Raw genomic sequence first — 20,829 nt, forward strand, 5'->3', positions numbered from 1 at the left:
GCCCGTTCGGCGCGTCGGGGTCAGACGGTCTCGGTGGTGGGTGCGCGGAAGATCCAGCGCAGCGCCATGAACCGCATGAGGCCGATCAGCGCGGTGACCGTGGCGACCAGGGCGACCTGGGTGAGCACGCTGACCTCACCGGCGGTGGAGTCGAGGACCCCGAGCGCCGCGCTGGTGGCCAGCAGGCCCAGGACGGTCACGCCGCCGGCCTCCCACTGCGCGGTGAACCAGTGCACCCGCTCGTCCGCGCGGAAGGTCGCCCGCCGGTGCAGCTCGTTGGCCAGGCCCGTGGACGCCGCCGTCGCCACCAGGTGCGCCGGCAGGTAACCGAGCCACTCGAGCGCGACGAAGAGTGCGGCGTAGACCAGCGTCGTCGCGCCGCCGACGAGCACGAACCGCGCGAACTGACCGAAGGTGTCCTCCCCGCGGAGGCGCGCGACGACGCCATCCACCGCCTCACCCAGGGCCGGGCGGCGGAAGAGCAGGGACGGGCAGGTCACGACGGTCCTCTCGACGGGCACGAAGTCCTTTGTGCAGGTTCCACCTGGGGATCGGCTGGACACCACCCGTTATTCCCCTGAGGTGAGACGTTTTCGCTGTGCGACGCGTCACGGCGTGATCTCGAAACGGACACGCGGGTGGCTCGCTGGCGCGGCGGTCACCCTGCGTCCACCGACGGTGACGACGGCGCGGGGGCAAGCGGCTGTGCTCGGCATCGTCCCCGGTCGGCGGGGGTAAGGGCGGCCCATGAGCCTCATGGGGATCCTCGACCGGGTCGCAGACGTGTCGACCTTCGACAAGGCCATCGAGCCCGCTCGCCGGGCCGTGCAGTCCGCGCTGCGCCCGCAGGCGCTCAAGGACTTCCTGCACGGCACCTGGCTGGGCCACCCGCTGCACCCGGTGCTGGTGCAGGTCCCCGTGGGCAGCTGGACGTCGGCGGGCCTGCTCGACGCGATCCCCCCGCTGCGGCCGGCGGCGACGGTCCTCATCGGGACGGGCGTGGCCGCCGCCGTCCCCGCGGCGCTGTCCGGCGCGGCGGACTGGTCCGAGCAGGGCTCCGGCGTCCGCCGGCTCGGCGTGCTGCACGCGGCGGGCAACACGATCGCGCTGAGCCTCTACGTCGGCTCGCTGGTCGCCCGCGCGCGGGGCCGCGGCGGCCTCGGCCGGGCGCTGGCCTACGCCGGGCTCGGCATCGCGACCGGATCGGCGGCGGTGGGCGGGCACATGTCCTACGCCCAGTCCTCCGGCGCCTCGCACGCCGCGACCGCGGCCCGGGCGCTGTCGACCGACTGGATCGACCTCGGCCCGCTCGACGACCTGCCCGAGGGGCGCCCGACGCTGCGCACCGGCAAGGGCGCGAGCACGGACGTCCCGCTGGTCGCCGTCCGGCGCGGGGCGCGGGTGGACGCGTTCGTGGGCGCGTGCTCGCACCTGTCCGGACCGCTCGACGAGGGGTCGGTCGAGCAGGTGCACGGCAGGGAGTGCCTGGTCTGCCCGTGGCACGGCTCGGCGTTCGACCTGGACGACGGCCAGCCGCGGCGCGGCCCGGCGGCGAACCCGCAGGAGAAGCTGGAGATCCGGATGGAGGCCGGCCACGTGATGGCCCGCCTGCCCGGCCACCAGCGGTAGCCCCGCGGTCCTACGCTGCGGCGCCATGAGACGGGCGGCCGTGGCGGGGCTCGCGCTCCTCTGCGCGGCCTGCACCGCGAGCCCGGCGTCCTCCCCCGTCCCCGCCGGGACGACGTCGGCGGCGCCGACCGTCCCGGCCGTGCCCGGCATCGCCGCCGAGGTGGTGCGGCTGCGCACCGACGTCGCCGTCGGCGGCCGGGTGCAGGTGCGGGTGACCGACACCGGTCCGGAGCCGTTCACCGTGACCGCCGTCGCGCTGGACTCGCCCGGGTTCGCGCCGCTGCCGCCGACCGCGCTCACCGCCGAGTTCGCGCCCGGCCGGGTGATCGACCTGCCCACGCCCTACGGCACCCCCGACTGCTCGGCCGCCCCCGCTCCGGTCGCAGCGCGGCTCACCGTCGCCCGGGCCGGCGGGGCGGCGGAGGAGGTGCGGGTGCCGCTGGCCGGCGACGATCTGGACGTCGTGCACCGCGAGGAGTGCGCCGTCGCAGCAGTGCGGGCGGTCGTCGACGTCGCCCTCACCGGGGTCGCCGGCGAGGCGGGGGAGGCCACCGGCCGCGTCGTCCTGACCCGGCACGGGAACGACGACCGGGTGGTGACGGTCACCGACGTCCGGCGCAGCGTGCTGCTCGACGTCGGGCTGGACGGGCTGCCGCTGGAGCTCGCGGCCGGCCGGCACGAGACGTCGGCGGCGGTGACCTTCACGCCGGCCACGTGCGAGCCCCACGTGCTGGCCGAGACCAAGCAGCCGTTCCTGTTCCCGCTGCAGGTCGCGGTGGGCGATGGCGCCGCGGTGCCGGTGCCGCTGCCGGTGGACGAGGCGCAGCAGGCCCTGCTCTGGGAGCTGGTGCGGCGGGTCTGCGGCTGACTGGAGTCCGGCCCGGCCGCCCCGGGGGGAACGGGACGACCGGGCCGGGGCCTGGGTGCCGGGGAGCTCGCGGTCTCGGCGGCTCCCACTCGGCGGAGGTGACGCTACGTAGTGAGGATGGGCCGCACCCATCCCCTGAGCGGGTGAAACGCCGTGAGGAACCTCACGGACCGTGATGTTCCGGAACTGGGAGGTTGAGGGGTGGCCGCGAGGGCGCACCTCTCGGGGCGGTCGAGGCCCGCGACTCCCGCGAGCGCGCCGAGGAGCTGCAGCGGCAGCTGGGAGCCCGCCGGCTCGCCGATCCGCACCCGGTCCGCAGCGAAGGCCCCGCCGAGCGATGCCTGAGCGGTCCACGGGCCCGGCGGTAGCCTCGCACCGGGCGGCAGTCAGCCTCTGATGGTTTCGCTGCACCCGCCGGGCCTCTAGCTCAACTGGCAGAGCAGCGGACTTTTAATCCGCGGGTTGTGGGTTCGATCCCCACGGGGCCCACCTCGTCGTGTGTCGCTTCGAGCGGCGGCGGTACCCCGATCCGGTGAGCGAGTGGTGTCCCGGGCGCTCGGGACCGGAGGATGCCCCGGTGCTGCTCGCGAAGAAGGTCGTGTCGTCGCTCGGAGTGGTCGCGGCGACCGCCGGTCTGTGGGCCTTCGCGACCCTCGGTGCGTTCGGCGACGGCAACGACCCGTTCCCGCACTCGGTGAGCGGCGAGGTCGCCGTCGTCGTCCCGGGGCGATGACGAGGGAACGAGCGAGGACGACGGAACGGGCGAGGGTCGGCGACGTGCGTGTCCTCGCCTGACGCGTCGTCCTGATCCGCTGACCGTGGGCTCCGCGGGGGTGTGGTCGCGTCCCGTCGCAGAGCTGCCGCCGTCCTGGCGGGGGTCGTCGCCGTCCTCGGGCTGGCCCTGGGCTTCTGGCCCTCGCCCGTCGACTGGGGTCACCCGACCGAGGACGGGCGCGGCGCCGTCGCGTGCGGATCCGCCTTCACGGGACTGCACGGCGATGCCGGCACCGAGGAGTTCTGCGGCACGTTCCTCGATCTCCGCCCCGGCGGGGACGGCGACGACAACGGCGCCCACATCGCCCGCTGCGAGGCCCGGCTCTCCGGGCAGCGGCCGCTGGCCATCGCCGCGACCGCGACCGCGACCGGCGGCCCGGGCCTCGGTTGGCTGTTCCTGACCGAGCAGCAGGCCTCGGCGGGAAGGCGGGAGGACGCGGAGGACGACGGCTCGCCCGTCGACGTCACCGGAGCGGGAGCCCGCGTCAGCGCGTCGGCTGCTGTCCACCCGATGAGGGATGTGTATCGCGCTTCGGCGTGTATCGATTGACTTTCGATAGCTCCCACCCGAGAGTCGATGCATGTCGCAGACGCAACGGGTGGTGGGCCCGCTCCGGGTCCTGCTCGCGATCGTGTTCGCCGCGCTGGTGGGCGCCCAGTTCTGGGCCGTGCCCGGGATGCTGCCGGACCTGGCCGAGCCGTCACTGGAGCAGTCGTTCATGCGGTGGACGCTGCTGACGGTCTCGGTCCTCGGGCTGGTGTGCGTCCAGGTCGTCATCGTGTGCACCTGGAAGCTGCTGACCCTGGTCCGGCACGACCGCATCTTCAGCCAGAGCGCACTGCCCTGGGTCAACGCCATCGTGGGGGCGATCGCCGTCGGCTGGGTGATGCTCCTCGGCGCGTTCATCTGCGCGTACTACTTCATCGTCGACGAGGTCAGTGACGACCCGGCCCTGCCGGTGCTGCTGCTGGTGCTGCTGCTGATCGGCGCCGTCGTGGGGCTGCTCATGGTCGTGATGCGAGCGCTGCTCCGGCAGGCGACGTCGCTGCGGACCGACATGGAAGCGGTCATCTGATGCCCATCGTCGTGCGCATCGACGTGGAGCTGGCCCGACGCAAGATGAGCGTCGGCGAGTTCGCCGAGCGGGTCGGGCTCACGCCGGCGAACGTGGCCGTGCTCAAGAACGGCCGGGCCAAGGCCGTCCGCTTCAGCACCCTGGAAGCGATGTGCCGGGTGCTCGACTGCCAGCCCGGGGACCTGCTCGAGTGGGTCCCGGAGGACTCCGACGCCCCGCACGAGGCCCACCGGTGATCGAGGTCCGCAACCTGACCAAGCGCTACGGCGACGTCCTGGCCGTCGACGACCTCAGCTTCGCCGTCGAGCCGGGGAAGGTCACCGGCTTCCTCGGGCCGAACGGGGCAGGGAAGTCGACGACGATGCGGATGGTGCTCGGCCTGGACCGGCCGACGTCCGGAGAGGCCCTGGTGAACGGGCGGCGCTTCGCGACGCTCGCCGAACCGCTGCGCGAGGTCGGCGCGCTGCTCGACCCCGGCGCCGTGCACCCCGGCCGCACCGGCCGCAACCACCTGCGGGTGGCCGCGCGGGCCAACGGCGTCCCGGAACGCCGGGTGGACGAGGTCGTCGAGGAGGTCGGGCTCGGGCGCGCGGCCCGCCGCCGGGTCACGGGCTACTCCCTGGGCATGCGCCAGCGTCTCGGGATCGCCGCGGCGCTGCTCGGCGACCCCCGCGTGCTGCTGTTCGACGAGCCGGTCAACGGCCTGGACCTCGACGGGGTCCGCTGGATCCGCGAGCTGCTGCGCCGGCTCGCCGACGAGGGGCGCACCGTGCTGGTCTCCAGCCACCTGCTCAGCGAGATGCAGCAGATCGCCGACCGGCTGGTCGTCATCGGCCGGGGCCGCCTGATCGCCGACGCGACGACCGAGGAGATCCTGCGCGGGCTGGGCTCGGTCCAGGTGCGCGTCCGCAGCTCGCGCCCGGACGCCCTGCTCGCCCGGCTGCAGGAGCGCGGCCTGGTGGTCCGGCGCGCCGACGCCCACGAGCTGCTGGTCGAGGGCGCCACCGCCGAGGAGGTCGGCGAGCTCGCCCACGCCGAGGACGTCCCGCTGCACCACCTCTCCGAGGTCGCGCAGTCCCTCGAGGAGGCCTACACCGAGTTGACCGGCACCAGCGTGGAGCACTCCGCCCGCCGACCCGAGCACGCGGGCGCCACGGCGGAGGCCGTCCGATGACCGCCGCTGTCGACGCCCGCGCAGTGGACGACGTCCCGGCCGTCCGGGTGCTCGCCCGCGCGTGCGCCGCCGAGTGGACCCGGCTCTGGACGGTCCAGGCCACCTGGTGGTTCCTGGCCGCGGCAGCCGTGGCCATGGTGGGCATCGGTGTCCTCGCCGGCCTCGACGCGGACGCGAGCGGGGACCCGGCCTGGGCGGTGGCGGCGGTCGCGGCCATGCCGGCGCAGTTCGCCCTCCTCGCCCTCACGGTCAGCGCCGTCACCTCCGACCACGCCACCGGGGGGATCGTCCCGACGCTGCAGTGGACGCCGCGTCGCGGGACCCTCTTCCTCGCCCGCACGGGCGTGGCGGTGGGCACCGCCACGCTCCTCGGTGCGCTGCTGGCGGTGGCCTCCGGCCTCGCCGCCTACGCCACGGCCCGGCCGGCACTGACCCTGCCCGTGGGCGAGGGGCTCGACGTCCTGGGCACCGTCGCCCTCGTCGTCGCGGCCGGGACGGCGCTCGCGGCAGGGCTGGGCTTCCTGCTGCGCCACACGGCCGGCGGCCTGGTCGCGGTGTTCCTGCTGGTGCTCGTGCTGCCGCTGCTGCTGCCGCAGTTCGGCTACGCCTGGACGTCCGCGCTCGCCGAGGTCCTCCCCGGCTCGGGGGCGGCGTTCCTGCTGCTCGGCGGGGTGCCGGGGATGACGGAGGCGTCGTCGGTGACGGTCCTGCTGGCCTGGGCCGGTGGCGCGCTGCTGCTCGGCTGGCTGCGCCTGGCCCGGGACGACGCGAACCGGTGAGCACCGACCTCGGGGACGTCGACGTGCTCGTCGTCGGCGCCGGACTGGCCGGGCTGCACACGGCCACGCTGCTGGCCGAGCGCGGCCACGACGTGCTGCTGGTCGACCGGCGCACGACGCTGTCCGGCGCGATCCGCACCACGGGGATCTTCGTCCGGAAGACGCTGGACGACTTCCCGCTGCCGGCCGAGTGCCTCGGGCCCCCGATCCGGCGGGTGGTGCTCTACCCGCCGGGGCTGCGCCGCCCGGTGACCCTGGTCAGCGCGCGCGACGAGTACCGGGTGGGCGACATGGCGCCGCTGTACGTGGCGGCGGCGCGCACCGCGGCCGAGGCCGGAGTCCGCATCGTGCTGGGGACCCGCTACGCCGGGCGGTGCGGCGACGCGTCCCTCCTGGCCGGCCCCGACGGGCCGGTGCGGGTGCGGGCCCGGTTCGTCGTCGGCGCCGACGGCGCCCGCTCGCGGGTGGCTCGTGACCTCGGCCTGGACCGCAACACGCACCTGCTGGTCGGTGCCGAGGAGGTCTTCGCGGTCCCCGGCAGCGCGGAGCCGCCGACGTTCCACTGCGTGCTCGACCCCTCGCTGGCGCCCGGGTACCTGGCGTGGGTCGTCAACGACGGGCGGCACGCCCACGTCGGCGTCGCCGGTTACGCCGACCGCTTCCCGGACGGACTGCGCCGGGCCGTGCAGCGGTTCGGCGCCTCCGCGCCCGGACTGCCCGGCGTCGAGCGCCCGGCCGAGGTGGAGCGGCGCGGCGGCCCCATCCCGGTCGGCGGGCTGCTGCGCCGGATCGGCTGCGCGGACGGGCTGCTCGTGGGGGACGCGGCGGGCGCGGTCTCCCCGCTGACCGCCGGCGGCCTCGACCCGTGCCTGCGGCTGTCGGAGCACGCCGCCGCCGTCCTCGACGACGCCCTGCGGGCCGGCCGGCCGGACGCGCTGACCCGCTACGACGGAGCCGCGCTGCGAGCGCGTTTCCGTGGGCGGCTGGCGCTGCGCCGGGGGCTGGCCCAGGTGCGCACGCCGGCGGTGGCCGCGGCGGCGTTCGGCCTGCTGCGGACGCCGGTGGGGAGGGCCGCGGCGCGCCGTGTGCTGTTCGGCGACCGGTCGTTCCCGACGCCGACGCCGGACGTCGTCCCCGTGCCGTGACCCGGGAGGGTCGTGACCAGGGAGGGCCTCAGTCCTCCCGTGGCGCCAGGCGCCGCGCACTCCGGCTGCGCTGCGCCCGGTCCTGGACCCACAGGACCAGGCAGCGCAGCGCGGCGTAGCCCTCCGGCGAGGCGAAGCCCTGCTCGAAGCGCGCCGCCTTGATCAGCTCGTCGCTGTCGACCGAGCCGCCGGTGGAGAAGCGGTCGAGGACCTGCCCGGTCAGTGACGCGCTGCGGAACTGCGCGGCGATGCCCAGGGCGACCGCCCCGGAGACGGTCACGCTCGCCGGTGGCCGGTCCATGGCGGCACGGCGGTCGAGCACCTCCAGCACCTCTCGCGCCACGTGTGCCTCCGAGGCAGGGGTGGTCGTCGGGCCGCTGATGATCACGTCGTGCTCCTCGCTGGGTGGTGCGTCGTCCCGGAGGATCGGCAGCCGCAACGCGGTGTTGCAGGGGTGCAGGGTCCGACGCCACCCGTTGGGGTGGGGAACCGGGACCCCGGCCGGCCCGGGGACGGGCCCTGCGACATGCCGTGCCGCGGGCCGCCACCGGCGTCACCACGCCCGCTGACCGGCCGTTCCACGCTGCGGACCAGGGCGGATGTCGACATGACGGCGGGCGCAGCGAGGGGTCACCGACCCCTCGGTGGGGCCCGGACAACGATCGGGTGACGGCGCCGTCCCGGGCCTCGGGAGAGGGGTCCGCGGGGCGGTCTCGAGCCCTACTTTTCCGGCTGTCCGCGGCACTTCCCCGGCCGCGACGAACAGTCCCGAGGAGCCCCGTGTGAACGCCGCGCCACCAGCACTGGCCACCCGACCGCCGTCCCCTGCCGGGCCGACCCCCGCCGACCACGAACTGACCCTGACGGCGTTGATGGACCTGTTCGTGCCCGAGGACCGCGCCGCGGCGCCGGCGTCGCTGCGCCGCGAGCTGCGTTCCTCGCTCGCCCGGCTGCGGCCGTGGCTGCGCGACCTGGTGCAGCGGGCCGCCCTGTGGGGCGCCGGACCGCAGGGGGCCTGGCGTGCCTGGTGAGGTCGGCGAGGTCGTGCTGTTCTGGCCGGCCGTGACCGTGCTCGGCTTCGTGCTGCTCGCAGCGGTGGTCATCGCGCTGGGTACCAGGTCGACCGAGCGGTACCAGTTCGAGCGCAACCAGGTGCAGCGGCGGGCGGCGGTCCCCGCGATGACCGCTGCGGCCCCGGCCGGTGACGTCCCGGCCGCCCGGCCGGCCGGCGACTCCCGGCGTGCCGACACCGGCGGCGGGGACGGGTGCCTCGAGCAGGGCGCCGCCGTCGGTGTCGCCACGCACCCCGCGGGCAAGCGGGCCGTCGGGTCCGGGAGTGCGCCGGCCTGGTGGCTGGTCGACGAGTGGGCCGACCGCCCCGGCGGCCGGATCGTCGCCGGCCCCTTCGCCGACCGGGTCGACGCGGACTGGGCGGCGCTGGCCGGCGGGCTGCCGGCGTCGGTGCGGGCGGTGTACGCCGCGCAGCGCACCGACGGCGGGCTGGTCCGGCGGCAGCTGCCCCAGGAGCGGGCGTGGCTGAGCGAGCTCGGGGACCAGCTGGACCGGCTGACCGAGGAGTGGAACGGGCTGCTGTCGGACGACGACGCGCTCACCACGCTGGTCGTCGAGGTGACCGCGGCGCTGGTCGAGGCCGGTCTGCCGCTGCACGAGTGCGACGGGCGGGGCGCTGCCGGTGGGGTGTGCCTGACCCCGGTCCCGGGCGAGGGCGGCATCCTGGTCAGCTGGCACGCGCACGACCGGATGAGCCGTCAGCAGGCGCGCGGGGCGGCCGTGGACGCGGCGGTGCAGCGGACGATGAACGCCGCCGTCGCCGACCTGCTCGCCCAGCTGGGCTTCCGGGTCGAGCCCACCGGGTCGGCCGGCTGCTCCCTGGTCCTCGACGTCCGGAGCTGGGCCTAGCGCCGGGTGGGCCTGGTCCTCTGGTGGGGCTGGTCCTCTGGTGGGGCTGGTCCTCTGGTGGGGCTAGGCGTCCTCGTCCAGGAAGCGTTCGACCACCGGGGCCAGTTCCTCGGCCTCGGTGATCAGCGCGAGGTGCCCCCCGTGGTAGAGGTGCAGCCGGGCCCCGGGGATCAGCCGGGCGAGGACGTGCGCGTTGACCACCGGGATGATCGGGTCGTCGTCCCCCGCGACGATCAGCGTCGGCTGCCGGATCAGCCGCAGGAACGGCAGGCTGCTCCAGCCGGCGCTGGCCGCGAGCTGGTAGTAGTAGCCGCGCCGCGGGCCCAGCCGGCTGGCGGAGTGCAGCACCCGGGCCGCCAGCGCCGGGTCGTCGCGGATGGTCCCGCCGTAGATGTCCCCGGCGACCGCCCGGGTGTAGGCGGGGTCGCGGTGCCGGCGCGGGGTCAGCATCCGGGCCAGCACCCGCGGGTGCGCGGGCACCATCAGGCTGCCCGTGCCGGTGGCGGCCAGGACCAGCCGGCGGACGCGCCGGCGGTGCTGGACGGCGAAGTGCTGGGCCAGCCCGCCGCCCCAGGACAGCCCCAGGACGTCGACCGGGTCGTCGTGGCCCAGCCGGCTGAGCACCCCGGCGACGACCGGGCTGAACGTGGCCAGGACGTAGGGGACCACCGGCCTCGGGGAGCCGCCCACCCCGGGGACGTCGAACCGGATCACCGTCCGCCGGCGGTCGACCGCGTCGACGAACGGCTGCAGCACCTCCAGGCTCGCGCCGATGCCGTTCATCAGCAGCAGTGGCGGGACCGACTCGTCCCCGGTGCGCACCGACACCCGCAGCGTGCGGCCCGCGACGGTGACGGTGCGGACCACGTCGGCGGCCGGCGCCGACGTGGCCCGCGGCGTGCGCGGCTTACTTGTCGAAGACATACGTGCCGGGGGCGTCGGTCAGCGGCGGTAGCTCGTCGTTGCCCAGGGACGTCGGCGCGTCCACCTCGTCGCCGGAGCGCTCGGCCAGCCAGGACGTGAAGTCCGGCCACCACGAGCCCTTCTGCTTCTCCGCGGCGGCCAGCCACTGCTCCGCGTCCGGCGGGGTGTCCGTGGCGACCTGGAAGGACGCCTTCGGGTTGCTCGGGGGGTTCACCAGCGAGGCGATGTGCCCGCTGGTGGAGAGGATGAAGCGGCTGCGCCCGCCGAGCAGCTGCGTCGTCCGGTAGCAGGACTGCCACGGGCAGATGTGGTCGGCGATGCCCGCGGTGACGTAGGCGTCGACGTCCACCTTCGACAGGTCGACCGGGGACCCGAGCATGGTGGCGGCGCCCGGCTTGGTCAGCTTGTTGCCGAACGCGATGTCGATGAAGTCCCGGTGCAGGGCCGCGCTCATGCGGGTGGTGTCGCCGTTCCAGTAGAGGATGTCGAAGGCCGGCGGCGGGTTGCCCTGCAGGTAGTTGTTGACCCAGTAGTTCCACACCAGGTCGTTGGGCCGCAGCCAGGCGAACACCTCGGCCAGGGTCGCGCCGTCCAGGTAACCCTTCTTCCGCGACCTCTCGGTCGCGTCCCGGACCGCCCCCTCGTCCATGAGCGCGCCGAGCGTGCCCGCCCGCGACCAGTCCAGGACGGCGACGGAGTAGCTGGAGGCGGCGACCCGGCCCAGTCCGCCGGTGGCGGCCAGGTGGGCGAGCGTCATCGCGAGGATGATCCCGCCGGAGCAGAAGCCCTGGAGGGCGACCCGGTCGCTGCCGGTGATCCGCTCCGCGGCGTCCATGGCGTCGAGGACCGCCTGGCCGTAGGCGTCCATGCCCCAGTCGGCGTGCCGCTCGTCGGGGTTGCGCCACGACATCATGAAGACCTGCTGGCCCGCGGCCACGTAGTGCTCGACGATGCTGCGGCCGGGGGCGAGGTCGGTGATGTAGTACTTGTTGATCGTCGGCGGCACGATGACCAGCGGTACCGACCGCACCCGCTCGGTCGTCGGCCGGTACTGGATGAGCTCGAACACCGGCGTCCGCAGCACCACCGCGCCCGGCGTGACGGCGAGGTCCTCCCCGACGGTGAAGGCGTCGGGCTCCACCATCGAGGGCACCCGTGGCGCGGACGCGAGGTCGCCGACCATCCGCCGGAGGCCCCGGACGGCGTTGCGCCCGCCGGTGTCGATGACCGCCTTCCACAGCAGCGGGTTGAGCGGGCCGTTGCTCGGGGCGAGGGCGTCGACGACGTTGGTCAGCGTGAAGCGCAGGCGCTCGTCGTCCTGCCAGTCGAGGTCGGCGGCCTCGAGCAGCTCCAGCGCGGTGCGCGAGGCGGCGATGTGCGCCTGCATCGCCCGCCGCATGAGCCCGTTGCCCGTCCAGGCCGGGTCGGCGTACCGCTTGTCCCTGGGTGCGGGGGCGAGGTCGGAGCGGCCGGCGACGACCTTGCCGAGGTCCTTGGCGAGGGTGCCGATCTGGCCGGCGACCACCCTGGGCCGGCCGGCCAGCGCGCGGCCGAGCCGCAGCGTCGTGCGCGCCGGGGGGATCATCCGGCGCAGCGGCCCCCGGGCGCCGTCCACGAGGACCATGTCGAGGCCGAGAGCCGCCTCGCCGGGCTCCTGGGCGACCCCGTCGGTGGTGCGGTCCTCAGCGGGACGCGCTGCGTCGGTCATGCCGGTCTCCTCGGTGCGGTGGCTCGCAGTGTGACCACCGACACTGAACCACGCAGCGCCGACCGCCGCAGGACCACGACCCTCTCCCGGGTGGCTCCTCCAGGGTCGGGTGGCGCGGTCGAGCCTCAGGCGCTCTCGGGGACCAGTTCCGACCGCGGCGCGGCGTTCGGCGGCCGGCGCCACGACCGGTTCCGCCGCCAGAACAGGTAGGTGCCCAGCCCGAGCGGGATGGGTAGCACGTAGGTGAGCGCGCGGTACACCAGCACCGCGGCGGCGACGAGGGAGCGGTCGCCACCCGCGGCCGCCAGACCGGCGATCAGCGCCACCTCCATGACCCCCAGCCCGCCCGGGGTGAACGGGACGGCGGTCAGCAACCGGGCGAAGGCGAAGACCGTCAGGGCCTCCACCACCCCGACGTCCTCGCTGGGCACGCCCACGACCCGCAGCGCCACGAGCAGCACGAGGAACAGCGACAGGTGGCTCACCAGCGTGGTCACCGTGATCCAGTGCCACCGGGCGCGCAGCAGCAGCGCCGTCCGGTCGCGGAACCGCGTCGTCGCCCGGTCCCAGCCCTGCACCGGTGGCCGGCCGAACGGCCGGACCACCGCCGAGGCGACCCGCCCGGCGGCGGTGCCGATCCGCGCCGCGCCCTCGCGGCTGCGCAGCAGCAGCCAGAGCAGGACGACGGCCGCGGCCAGGCCCGCCAGACCCGCCAGCCCGGCCGCAACCCGCCCGGCGCTCGGGGTGGACCGGAACGCCAGCAGGCTCAGCGCCAGCACCGGCAGACCGAGCTTGGCGAAGTTGTTCCACAGCCCGGCCACCAGCAGGGAGACCGACGTCCGGGAGCGGGAGAAACCCCAGGAGCTGTTCATCGCGTAGGTGAGGCCGACGGCGATCGCCCCGCCGGCGACGACGGTGTTCGCCACCGCCGTGGTGGAGAGGGTGGCCACCGTGGCCTGGCGGAGGGTCTGCCCGGGCATGGTCGCGACCACGAGGAACTGGTAGGTCGCCAGGTTCCAGGCCGTCACCACCGCGAGCAGGCCCAGCTGCGCCGCCGTCAGTGCGCGGACGGTGTCCCACACCGCCGACAGGCTGGTGAACCGGGGGATGAACCAGGCCAGGACCGCGGCGGCCAGCAGCAGCGACAGCACCGGCGTGAGCACCTTGCGCCACCGGCGCCAGAGCGCGATCACGGCGGGTCCAGCCCGAGCCGGCCGCCGTTCTCGGCGCGCACCTGCTCGGCGAGGTCCTCCCGGCGCAGGGTGCCGATGCCCTGGGTCGCCAGCGCCAGCGGCTCGGCGCGGTTGTCACCGGCGAGGGCGAAGGCGATGGTCAGGCAGCCCCCGTCGAACAGGTAGATGCGCCGGCCGTGGTACTGCGGCGTCACCTGGGTGACCCGCTCGAACCGCGCCATCCCGTCCCGGTCGCTGCGGACCTCGGTGGCCTCGCCGGTGTCGCACGACCCGGTCAGCGCCACCTCGATGGCGTGCACGCCGTCCCGGTCGGAGTCCAGCCAGAACCGGGCCGAGCCGCGCCCGGCCTCCAGACCGGAGAAGTGCCAGCCCAGCGGCAGCCCCTGCACGCAGGGCACCACCGACGCCGTCGGCACGGCCTGCGCCATGAGGACGACGCCGTCGGCGGCGCGCGCGTCGTCCCCGATGGAGCAGGCCGGGGGCGTGCCCACGGCCGGGGCGCCCGGCAGCGCGCACCCCGTGGCGAGCAGCGCGGCGCCGGCGAGCAGGACCACTCGCCGGGCCGGCCGGGCCCCGGTCACAGCGGCGAGTCCAGCAGGTCGACGGCGACCAGCGCGGCGACGAGCATGCCGAGCAGGGCGACCAGCGACTGCCCGACCCGCCGGAAGCTCCACCGCTGGATGCGCACCGGCGGCAGGCGGTAGGGGAGCAGCCGGAGGAACTGCGCGTGCAGGTCGCGCCCGTCGGCGCGCAGCAACCGGCGCAGCTGGCCTGGCATGGTGAGGCCGCGGGTGGCGGCGAAGGCCTCGGCGAGTTCCTCGTCGGAGAAGCGCAGCCGCGCCCGGGCGTACACCCGCGCCGCGTCGGTGCGCAGCGCGAGGACCAGCATCGTGTTGGCCAGGTCCACCGCCTGCCGCCAGGGGCTGGGCCGGACCTCGGCGAAGGCGGAGTCGATCAGGTAGAGGGTGCCGTCGCGGACCAGGATGTTGGCCGGCTTGAGGTCGCGGTGGGCCACGCCGATGTCCCACATCCGCCGCACCGCGGCCAGCCCCTGGTCGATCACCGCGTCGTCGATCTCGGCGTCCCCGATCTCCTGGGCGCCGCGGAGGAACTCGGTGACCAGCAGGTACTCCCGCTCCGGGGTGATCTCCACGATCCCCATCGGGTGCGGCACGGGCAGCCCGGCGTCGGAGAACAGCCGCAGCACGTAGTCCTCGTACTGCACGAGCCGGCGCACGCTGGCGAAGGGCTTCTCGTCCTCCAGCCGGCCGTAGAGCAGCGTGCGGGCCAGCTTGAACCAGCGGTCGGAGCGCACGTGCGTGGCGGCGTAGAGCTTGCCGAAGACGAAGTCCTCCTCCCCGTCGGAGGCCTTCACCGTGATCCGCAGCGGCGTCGAGCCGCCGGACGCGGCCAGGTTGAACGGCGTGCAGGAGGTGGCCAGCAGGCCCAGCTGGTCCTGCAGCGCCCGGACGATCGCCTGGCCGCGCGCGCCGGAGACGTCGAGGTGCGCCGGGCTGCCGCGGCGGTAGCGCACCGGGTGGACGTCGGTCGGCGTCATGAGCCGGAACGCCGCCAGGGGGGTCGCCACGCCCAGGACGACCGCCGCCACCACGTCGCTCGGGTGGTCCTGGGCCAGGTACAGCCGGGAGGCGACGGTGACCGCCAGCAGCCCCACGACGACCCACTTGGCGATCGTCCGGGGACGGCCCGCCGGCACGAGGGCGTACACGGTGCTCACCAGGAACGCGGCGAGCACGGTCACCGGCAGCGAGGGCATGGAGAAGCCGGACCACTCGCCCAGCAGCTCGACCTCGTAGGGGCGCGGCCGCTGCAGGACGACCGTGGCCAGCGCCGCGACGTTGACCACCACGAGGCCGACGCCCAGCCACACGAACAGGTGGTGCCAGCGCCGGCACACCACCAGGACGAGCAGGTTGGCCAGCCACAGCGCGTGGATCGCGGGCCGGGTCGCCAGCACCCCGGCCACCTCGGCGACCTCGGTCAGCCCGGGGGAGTGCAGCGTGGCGATGCCCTGCAGCACGCGCGTGTCGACCAGGTCGACCAGCGGCACGCTGTCGGTGGCCAGGACGACCGCCCAGGCCACCACCACGCCCGCCGACAGGCCCAGCCACCACCGGCCGGACGTGTTGAGGTGCCGGGGCAGCGGCGGCGGCTCGCCGGAGGGACGGCGCCGGCGGCGCACGCGCTGGATGGCCGGCGGGCCGGGGCGCCGAGCCGGGCCTGCCTCCGAGGCGGCGTGCGGCAGCGACGCCATGCCGCCCGATGCTGCACCGTGGCGGGCCCGCGGTCCATTGGGTTCGCCGCCGTCCGGCGCTAGCGTGGCCGGGGCCCGTTCCCCCGCGAGGAGGGAGCCCGCGATGCAGCGTTCCCGGGCGTTCCCCGCCGCGCTTCTCCTGCTGGCCCTCCTCCTGCTGCCCGGGTGCGCCCCGGAAACCGGGACGGCGGCCCCGGCCGCGGAGGGCACGATCCGCATCGCCTCCTACGACTTCGCCGAGAACCAGATCCTGGCCGAGGTGTACGCCGAGGCGGTGCGCCGCGCGGGCCTGCCGGTGACCGTCCAGCACGGCATCGGCACCCGCGAGGTGGTGCTGCCCGCGCTCGAGCAGGGGGTCGTCGACCTGGTCGTGGACTACCTGGGCACCGCCCTGGACTTCGTCGACCCGGGGCAGCCGCCGGCCCGGCGCGAGCCCGAGCACCTCCGGGCCGCCCTGGCGCGGGCGATGGCCCAGCGCGGCGCCACCGTGCTCGCCGCGGCGGCCGCCGAGGACCAGAACGGGTTCGTCGTCCGGGCCGCGTTCTCCGAGCAGAACGCCGTCCGCCGGCTGTCCGACCTCTCCCTGGTCGCCTCCGGGATGGTGTTCGGGGGGCCGCCCGAGTGCCCGGAGCGGCGGTACTGCCTGCCCGGCCTGCGGGAGGTGTACGGCCTCGAGTTCGCCGAGGTGCGGGCCATGCCGTCCCGGTCGGCGACGGTGGAGGCGCTGCAGTCGGAGGAGATCGACATCGGGCTGCTGGAGACGACCGACGCGCGGCTGGCCGACGGCTCGCTGGTGCTGCTCGACGACGACCGGGGGCTGCAGCCGCACGAGAACGTGGTGCCGGTCGTGCGGACGGCGGTGCTCGACCGGGCGGGGGCGGAGCTGTCGACGGCGCTGGACGCGGTCAGCGCCCGGCTGACCAACGCCGACCTGGTGCGGCTCAACCGGCTGGTCGCCGTGGACGGCCGGACGCCGGCGGAGGCCGCGGCGCTGTGGTGGGGCGGGCGCTGAGCGTGCATGCCGGGGGCGGTCGACGGGCAGGAGGCGGGCACTGACCCGCAACCCGAGGAGTGCCTGCCGTGGGCCGATCCATCGCCGACCAGACGGACGAGGAGCTGGGAGGGCCCGGCAGCGTCCTGGTCCGCCAGCGCCGCGACCACATCGAGCTCGACCGGCTGCTGCACCAGCTGGACGGCACCACCGGCCGGGAGCAGGAGGAGGTGCTCACCCGCATCGACCGGCTGGTGTTCAGCCACGCCTTCGCCGAGGAGACCGTGCTGTGGCCGGTGCTGCGCCGGGTGCTGGCCGACGGCGACGCGCTGACGCTGCGGGTGGAGGAGGAGCACCAGGAGGTCAACGAGCTGGTCTCCGAGATCGAGACCCTCGGCCACGACGACCCCCGCCGCGCCCAGCGGCTGGCCCGGCTGGTCGAGGTGCTGCGGGAGGACGTCCGCGACGAGGAGGACGTGCTCTTCCCGCGGCTGCAGGAGAAGCTCGACCCGCACCAGCTGCGGCGGCTGGGCCGGCAGTGGGAGCTCGCCCGCCGGGTGTCGCCGACCCGCCCGCACCCCACGGTCTCCCGCCGGCCGCCGGGCAACGCGCTGTCGGGCCTGCCGCTGACGCTCATCGACCGCACCCGCGACCTGGTCGACGCCGCCGTCCGCCGCGCCCCGGAGCAGCTCGCGCCGGCCGGGGAGGCGGTCAGCCGGGCGCTGGCCGGGGTGGCCGGGCTGGTGGAGCGGGTGCCGCTGTCCCGCCGCGGGGACCAGCCACCGACGTCCCGCTGACGCGACGACGGCTCCTCCCCAGCTGGGGAGGAGCCGTCGTCGGGTCGCCCCCTGCACGGGCAGGGGGCCCGTGCTCAGTTCGTCTGGCGGGGCTTCGGGTCGCTGCGGGCGTCGAGCTGGATCTCCTTGTGCGCCTCCGGCACGCCCTCCTTGAGCTCCTTGGTCCGCTCGATCTCGGCGTCGAGCTCGATGCCGAACAGCAGCGCGACGTTGATCAACCAGAACCAGATGAGGAAGACGACGACACCGGCCAGCGCCCCGTAGGTCTTGTTGTAGCTGCCGAAGTTCGCCACGTAGAAGGCGAACAGGGCTGACGCGACGATCGCCACGACGATGGCGACGGCGGCGCCGGGGCTGACCCACTTGAAGCCGCGCAGCTTCGCGTTCGGGGTCGTGTAGTAGAGGACGGCGATCATCAGCGCCAGGACGACGAGGATGACCGGCCACTTGACCACGTTCCAGACGGTCATCGCCGTCTCGCCCACCCCGATCGCCTGGCCGACGGCGTCGACCACGGGGCCGCTGAGCACCAGCAGGGTCACGATGACCGCGGCGAAGAGGATGCCGATCAGCGTGACGAGCAGCTGCAGCGGCTTGAGCTTCCAGATCTTGCGGCCCTCGGGGGTCTCGTAGACCACGTTGGCCGCGCGGGTGAACGCGCCCACGTACCCCGAGGCCGACCAGACGGCGCCGGCCAGACCCAGGACCAGGCCGAAGCCGGCCGCGCCCGTGTTGCCGGCGATCTGCTGGATCACCGGGTTGAGCGTGCTGGCCGCCTGCTGCGGGACGACCGCGGTCAGGGCGGTGGTGAGCTGCTCCGGGTTGGTCAGCAGGCCCACGATCGACAGCAGGGCGATCAGCGCGGGGAACAGCGCGAGGACGCCGTAGTAGGTGAGCGAGGCGGCCCAGTCGGTGAGGTTGTCCTCGCTGAACTCCTTGAGCGTGCGCTTGAACGTGCCGCCGGTGGTGGGCTTCGGGTCGGCCCCCTGCGGGGCGTTGTCGAACCGGACCTCGTTGACCTTGTCGTCCTGGGGTGCTGGATCCCCGGCGCGGTTGCCGGAGAACCGGGTGTCCTTCGCGGCGGTGTCGGCGCCGCGGGAGCCGGTGGGGCGGTTCATGGTCGTCCTCCGGTCGGGGTGGGAACTCGTCGTCCTCCCCGGTGCCCCGGACGGTCCTGTTCCATGCCCGCCCCGGGGTGTCGTGGCGCCGCCCCCCTGGTCGGGGGGTCGCGGATGTCACCCGAGCGGGGTGTCATGGCTGCGACGTCGTCACCCTCCGGGGTGGGTCCGGGCGCCCCGGTGTCAGGTACTCCGCACGGATCGACGATTGAGATCCCGGTCAGCGGGGGAAGACACCACCCGACGACGTGCTGCGGGGGGCATGCCTCCCTGCGGCGACGAACAGATCGACTCCCAGGGGGATGAAACCGATGGTGCTGTGGCCGGCCGTGACCCTGATCGGGTTCCTGGTCCTGACCGCACTGGTGATCGTGATGGGCACCTCGTCCACGGCCCGGTACGAGCGGGAGCAGCGCGCCGCGACCGCGTCGGCGGCCCGCCCGGCCGCCCGCGCCGCCGAGCCGGTGGGCATGGCCCGCGCGGCCTGAGAAAGGACCCTCCTGCCCCTCACCGCTCGCAGGCTCGCGGCGGGCCCCTGCAGGAGGGCCACCCGCGCGCCCCGCGCTCCGACGAGGAGCCACGGGGCGCGGCCGCGTCCGGGACCCTTCCGCTACAGCCAGGCCTCGTCGGTGTCGAGGACGGTGCGGTCCAGCGACTCGAGCAGGTCCAGGTGGGTGTGCACCTTGGGCAGCTCGTACCGGTGGAAGAAGCGCGCCGCCGCCCGCTTGCCCTGGTGGAAGTCGCCGGCCTGCTCGCCGGTGGCCAGCGCCTGCTCCAGCCACAGCCAGGCCACGACGACGTGGCCGGCCGCCTCGAGGTAGGCGGTGGAGTTGGCCAGCGTGACGGCCGGGTCCCCGGCACCCCACAGCGTCGCGGTGACCGCGCCGATGCGGGCCACGGCCGCGTCGAGGTCGGCGGCGAACGCGGCCCACTCCGTGCCGGCCGCCCGCGCCGTCGTCCGCCCGATGGTCTCGGCCAGCAGCGCCGGCCCGGCACCGCCTTGCATGACGACCTTGCGGCCCAGCAGGTCCAGCCCCTGGATGCCGTTGGTGCCCTCGTGGATGGGGTTGAGCCGGTTGTCCCGGTAGAACTGCTCGACCGGGTAGTCGCGGGTGTAGCCGTAGCCGCCGTGCACCTGGATGGCCAGGTCGTCGGCGACCGGCCCCCACTGCGACGGCCAGGCCTTCGCGATCGGCGTGAGCACCTCCAGCAGCAGGTGCGCGCGCTCGCGCTCCTCCCGGGACTCCGCGGTCTGCTCCTCGTCGACCAGCCGCGCGCAGTAGAGGCCCAGCGCCAGGCCGCCCTCGGCGTAGGACTTCGCGGCCAGCAGCATCCGCCGCACGTCGGTGTGCTCGACGATCCGCACCGGCGGCCGGGTGGCGTCCCGGTCGGCCGGCGGCCGGCCCTGGGTGCGGGTGCGCGCGTACTCCAGGGCGTGCAGGTAGCCGGTGTAGCCGAGCACGGTCGCGCCCATGCCGACGCCGATCCGCGCCTCGTTCATCATCGTGAACATGTAGGTCAGGCCGCGGTGCTCCTCGCCGACGAGGTACCCCACCGCGCCGGCCCGCCCGCCGGGGGTGTGCCCGCCCTCGCCGAGGTTCAGCAGCGTGTTCGTCGTCCCCCGGTAGCCCATCTTGTGGTTGAGCCCGGCCAGGACGACGTCGTTGCGCTCACCCAGCGAGCCGTCGTCGCGCACGAGGTGCTTGGGGACGACGAACAGCGAGATGCCCTTCACGCCGGGCGGACCGCCGGGGACCTTGGCCAGCACCAGGTGGACGATGTTCTCGCTGAGCTCGTGGTCGCCCGCCGAGATCCACATCTTGTTGCCGGTCAGCCGGTAGGTGCCGTCGTCCTGCCGCTCGGCCCGCGTGGTGATGTCGGCGAGCGAGGAGCCGGCCTGCGGCTCGGACAGCGCCATCGTCCCGAACCAGCGGCCCTCGACCATCGGGCCGACGTAGGTGTCGATCTGCTCCTGGCTGCCGTGGGCGATGAGCAGCCGGGCGTTGGCCATCGTCAGGAACGGGTAGGCCGAGGTGCCGACGTTGGCCGCCTTGAACCAGGCGAACACCGCCTGCCCGACGGTGTGCGGCAGCTGCATCCCGCCGAAGCGCTCGTCGAACTCACTGGCCATCAGCCCGGCCTCGGCGAAGACCTCGAGGGCCCGGCCGACCTCCGGGATCATCTCCACCCGGCCGTCGACGAACCGCGGCTCGTGCTCGTCGGCCGTGCGGTTGTGCGGCGCGAAGTGGTCGGTGGCGATCCGCTCGGCCAGCTCCAGGACGGCGTCGAACGTCTCCCGCGAGTGCTCGGCGAACCGGGGCCTCTTGGTCAGGCTCTCGACGTCGAGCCACTCGTGCAGCAGGAAGTCCAGGTCGCGGCGGGACAGGATCAGCGACGAACGCACGGGGCTCAGGGTAGGCCCGCCGGCGCAGCCGACCGTTCCGGAACACGAGCGCCC

The 20,829-nt window shown here is 74.8% G+C and carries 23 protein-coding genes and 1 tRNA gene; 15 read left to right on the forward strand and 9 right to left on the reverse strand.

Annotation, left to right across the window (positions count from 1 at the left end; all coding sequences use genetic code 11):
• Nucleotides 1–20: 20 nt before the first annotated feature.
• Entirely contained in the window at nucleotides 21–521 is a 501-nt protein-coding gene (locus tag ACI789_RS10400; protein WP_456916376.1) for a GtrA family protein, read from the reverse strand.
• Between the two features lie 226 nt (nucleotides 522–747).
• On the opposite strand from ACI789_RS10400, the gene ACI789_RS10405 reads away from it, so the two are divergent.
• The 10 genes from ACI789_RS10405 (at nucleotide 748) to ACI789_RS10450 (ending at nucleotide 7,445) form a co-directional block, all read left to right on the forward strand.
• A complete protein-coding gene (locus ACI789_RS10405) occupies nucleotides 748–1,629 on the forward strand; it encodes a Rieske 2Fe-2S domain-containing protein (protein ID WP_457008660.1) in 882 nt (293 codons plus the stop codon).
• A gap of 25 nt (nucleotides 1,630–1,654) precedes the next feature.
• Nucleotides 1,655–2,497: a hypothetical protein gene (locus tag ACI789_RS10410; protein WP_457008662.1), complete on the forward strand. Its 843-nt coding sequence runs from the start codon at nucleotides 1,655–1,657 to the stop codon at nucleotides 2,495–2,497.
• 416 nt (nucleotides 2,498–2,913) lie between these two features.
• Nucleotides 2,914–2,986 (forward strand) — tRNA-Lys (locus ACI789_RS10415).
• An 88-nt stretch (nucleotides 2,987–3,074) separates the two neighbouring features.
• Complete coding sequence (locus ACI789_RS10420) at nucleotides 3,075–3,230, forward strand: hypothetical protein (protein ID WP_457008664.1); 156 nt, start codon at nucleotides 3,075–3,077, stop codon at nucleotides 3,228–3,230.
• 102 nt (nucleotides 3,231–3,332) lie between these two features.
• Nucleotides 3,333–3,821 carry a hypothetical protein gene (locus ACI789_RS10425; protein ID WP_457008666.1) on the forward strand — a complete coding sequence of 163 codons (489 nt, stop codon included), beginning with the start codon at nucleotides 3,333–3,335 and terminating at the stop codon, nucleotides 3,819–3,821.
• 31 nt (nucleotides 3,822–3,852) lie between these two features.
• Nucleotides 3,853–4,347, forward strand: coding sequence for a DUF2975 domain-containing protein (locus tag ACI789_RS10430; RefSeq protein ID WP_457008668.1), 495 nt, complete (start codon nucleotides 3,853–3,855; stop codon nucleotides 4,345–4,347).
• On the forward strand, nucleotides 4,347–4,583 hold the full coding sequence (locus tag ACI789_RS10435) for a helix-turn-helix domain-containing protein (RefSeq protein ID WP_456916368.1): 237 nt from the start codon (nucleotides 4,347–4,349) through the stop codon (nucleotides 4,581–4,583). The genes ACI789_RS10430 and ACI789_RS10435 overlap by 1 nt, the downstream gene beginning before the upstream one ends.
• Complete coding sequence (locus ACI789_RS10440; RefSeq protein WP_457008670.1) at nucleotides 4,580–5,521, forward strand: ABC transporter ATP-binding protein; 942 nt, start codon at nucleotides 4,580–4,582, stop codon at nucleotides 5,519–5,521. Before ACI789_RS10435 ends, ACI789_RS10440 begins: the two co-directional genes overlap by 4 nt.
• The gene (locus tag ACI789_RS10445; protein WP_457008672.1) at nucleotides 5,518–6,300 is read left to right on the forward strand and encodes a hypothetical protein; all 783 of its coding nucleotides are present in this window, start codon (nucleotides 5,518–5,520) and stop codon (nucleotides 6,298–6,300) included. The genes ACI789_RS10440 and ACI789_RS10445 overlap by 4 nt, the downstream gene beginning before the upstream one ends.
• Nucleotides 6,297–7,445: an NAD(P)/FAD-dependent oxidoreductase gene (locus ACI789_RS10450; protein ID WP_457008674.1), complete on the forward strand. Its 1,149-nt coding sequence runs from the start codon at nucleotides 6,297–6,299 to the stop codon at nucleotides 7,443–7,445. Before ACI789_RS10445 ends, ACI789_RS10450 begins: the two co-directional genes overlap by 4 nt.
• Before the next feature lie 28 nt (nucleotides 7,446–7,473).
• On the opposite strand, the gene ACI789_RS10455 is transcribed toward ACI789_RS10450, so the two are convergent.
• Nucleotides 7,474–7,833 (reverse strand): hypothetical protein, encoded by a 360-nt coding sequence (locus ACI789_RS10455; RefSeq protein WP_457008676.1) that lies wholly within the window; start codon nucleotides 7,831–7,833, stop codon nucleotides 7,474–7,476.
• Nucleotides 7,834–8,227: 394 nt separating this feature from the next.
• Here ACI789_RS10455 and ACI789_RS10460 point away from each other — a divergent pair, with 394 nt between their 5' ends.
• Together ACI789_RS10460 and ACI789_RS10465 are read left to right on the forward strand one after the other, a co-directional pair.
• A complete protein-coding gene (locus ACI789_RS10460; RefSeq protein ID WP_457008678.1) occupies nucleotides 8,228–8,476 on the forward strand; it encodes a hypothetical protein in 249 nt (82 codons plus the stop codon).
• Nucleotides 8,466–9,365 (forward strand): hypothetical protein, encoded by a 900-nt coding sequence (locus ACI789_RS10465; protein WP_457008680.1) that lies wholly within the window; start codon nucleotides 8,466–8,468, stop codon nucleotides 9,363–9,365. The genes ACI789_RS10460 and ACI789_RS10465 overlap by 11 nt, the downstream gene beginning before the upstream one ends.
• 63 nt (nucleotides 9,366–9,428) lie before the next feature.
• On the opposite strand, the gene phaZ is transcribed toward ACI789_RS10465, so the two are convergent.
• From phaZ to ACI789_RS10490, 5 genes are all read right to left on the reverse strand, one after another.
• The gene (phaZ, locus tag ACI789_RS10470) at nucleotides 9,429–10,289 is read right to left on the reverse strand and encodes a poly(3-hydroxyalkanoate) depolymerase (RefSeq protein WP_457008682.1); all 861 of its coding nucleotides are present in this window, start codon (nucleotides 10,287–10,289) and stop codon (nucleotides 9,429–9,431) included.
• Nucleotides 10,273–11,997: a PHA/PHB synthase family protein gene (locus ACI789_RS10475; protein WP_457008684.1), complete on the reverse strand. Its 1,725-nt coding sequence runs from the start codon at nucleotides 11,995–11,997 to the stop codon at nucleotides 10,273–10,275. The genes phaZ and ACI789_RS10475 overlap by 17 nt, the downstream gene beginning before the upstream one ends.
• Before the next feature lie 125 nt (nucleotides 11,998–12,122).
• Nucleotides 12,123–13,190 carry a flippase-like domain-containing protein gene (locus ACI789_RS10480; protein ID WP_457008687.1) on the reverse strand — a complete coding sequence of 356 codons (1,068 nt, stop codon included), beginning with the start codon at nucleotides 13,188–13,190 and terminating at the stop codon, nucleotides 12,123–12,125.
• Nucleotides 13,187–13,771 (reverse strand): hypothetical protein, encoded by a 585-nt coding sequence (locus ACI789_RS10485; protein ID WP_457008689.1) that lies wholly within the window; start codon nucleotides 13,769–13,771, stop codon nucleotides 13,187–13,189. Before ACI789_RS10485 ends, ACI789_RS10480 begins: the two co-directional genes overlap by 4 nt.
• Nucleotides 13,768–15,465 (reverse strand): phosphatase PAP2 family protein, encoded by a 1,698-nt coding sequence (locus tag ACI789_RS10490; RefSeq protein ID WP_457008691.1) that lies wholly within the window; start codon nucleotides 15,463–15,465, stop codon nucleotides 13,768–13,770. Before ACI789_RS10490 ends, ACI789_RS10485 begins: the two co-directional genes overlap by 4 nt.
• 103 nt (nucleotides 15,466–15,568) lie before the next feature.
• Between ACI789_RS10490 and ACI789_RS10495 the strand changes: the two genes are divergently transcribed.
• Nucleotides 15,569–16,477 carry an ABC transporter substrate-binding protein gene (locus ACI789_RS10495; protein WP_457008693.1) on the forward strand — a complete coding sequence of 303 codons (909 nt, stop codon included), beginning with the start codon at nucleotides 15,569–15,571 and terminating at the stop codon, nucleotides 16,475–16,477.
• A gap of 68 nt (nucleotides 16,478–16,545) precedes the next feature.
• Nucleotides 16,546–17,253 carry a hemerythrin domain-containing protein gene (locus ACI789_RS10500; protein WP_457008695.1) on the forward strand — a complete coding sequence of 236 codons (708 nt, stop codon included), beginning with the start codon at nucleotides 16,546–16,548 and terminating at the stop codon, nucleotides 17,251–17,253.
• 74 nt (nucleotides 17,254–17,327) lie between these two features.
• Here ACI789_RS10500 and ACI789_RS10505 read toward each other — a convergent pair whose 3' ends face one another.
• Nucleotides 17,328–18,371 (reverse strand): YihY/virulence factor BrkB family protein, encoded by a 1,044-nt coding sequence (locus ACI789_RS10505; RefSeq protein ID WP_457008697.1) that lies wholly within the window; start codon nucleotides 18,369–18,371, stop codon nucleotides 17,328–17,330.
• Between the two features lie 311 nt (nucleotides 18,372–18,682).
• Between ACI789_RS10505 and ACI789_RS10510 the strand changes: the two genes are divergently transcribed.
• Complete coding sequence (locus ACI789_RS10510) at nucleotides 18,683–18,859, forward strand: hypothetical protein (protein WP_456907893.1); 177 nt, start codon at nucleotides 18,683–18,685, stop codon at nucleotides 18,857–18,859.
• Nucleotides 18,860–18,981: 122 nt separating this feature from the next.
• Here the strand turns inward: ACI789_RS10510 and ACI789_RS10515 are convergent, their stop codons facing one another.
• Nucleotides 18,982–20,775 (reverse strand): acyl-CoA dehydrogenase, encoded by a 1,794-nt coding sequence (locus tag ACI789_RS10515; protein WP_457008699.1) that lies wholly within the window; start codon nucleotides 20,773–20,775, stop codon nucleotides 18,982–18,984.
• Between the last annotated feature and the right edge of the window lie 54 nt (nucleotides 20,776–20,829).

This window comes from Geodermatophilus sp. SYSU D00965, assembly GCF_054050075.1.

Excerpts from the sequence above, each read along its gene's own strand:
- ACI789_RS10405 (WP_457008660.1), top strand. The coding sequence starts at position 748 with ATGAGCCTCATGGGGATCCTCGACCGGGTCGCAGACGTGTCGACCTTC.
- ACI789_RS10510 (WP_456907893.1), top strand. The coding sequence starts at position 18,683 with ATGGTGCTGTGGCCGGCCGTGACCCTGATCGGGTTCCTGGTCCTGACC.
- ACI789_RS10430 (WP_457008668.1), top strand. The coding sequence starts at position 3,853 with ATGTCGCAGACGCAACGGGTGGTGGGCCCGCTCCGGGTCCTGCTCGCG.
- ACI789_RS10410 (WP_457008662.1), top strand. The coding sequence starts at position 1,655 with ATGAGACGGGCGGCCGTGGCGGGGCTCGCGCTCCTCTGCGCGGCCTGC.
- ACI789_RS10475 (WP_457008684.1), bottom strand. The coding sequence starts at position 11,997 with ATGACCGACGCAGCGCGTCCCGCTGAGGACCGCACCACCGACGGGGTC.
- ACI789_RS10495 (WP_457008693.1), top strand. The coding sequence starts at position 15,569 with ATGCAGCGTTCCCGGGCGTTCCCCGCCGCGCTTCTCCTGCTGGCCCTC.
- phaZ (WP_457008682.1), bottom strand. The coding sequence starts at position 10,289 with ATGTCTTCGACAAGTAAGCCGCGCACGCCGCGGGCCACGTCGGCGCCG.
- ACI789_RS10435 (WP_456916368.1), top strand. The coding sequence starts at position 4,347 with ATGCCCATCGTCGTGCGCATCGACGTGGAGCTGGCCCGACGCAAGATG.
- ACI789_RS10490 (WP_457008691.1), bottom strand. The coding sequence starts at position 15,465 with ATGGCGTCGCTGCCGCACGCCGCCTCGGAGGCAGGCCCGGCTCGGCGC.
- ACI789_RS10505 (WP_457008697.1), bottom strand. The coding sequence starts at position 18,371 with ATGAACCGCCCCACCGGCTCCCGCGGCGCCGACACCGCCGCGAAGGAC.
- ACI789_RS10445 (WP_457008672.1), top strand. The coding sequence starts at position 5,518 with ATGACCGCCGCTGTCGACGCCCGCGCAGTGGACGACGTCCCGGCCGTC.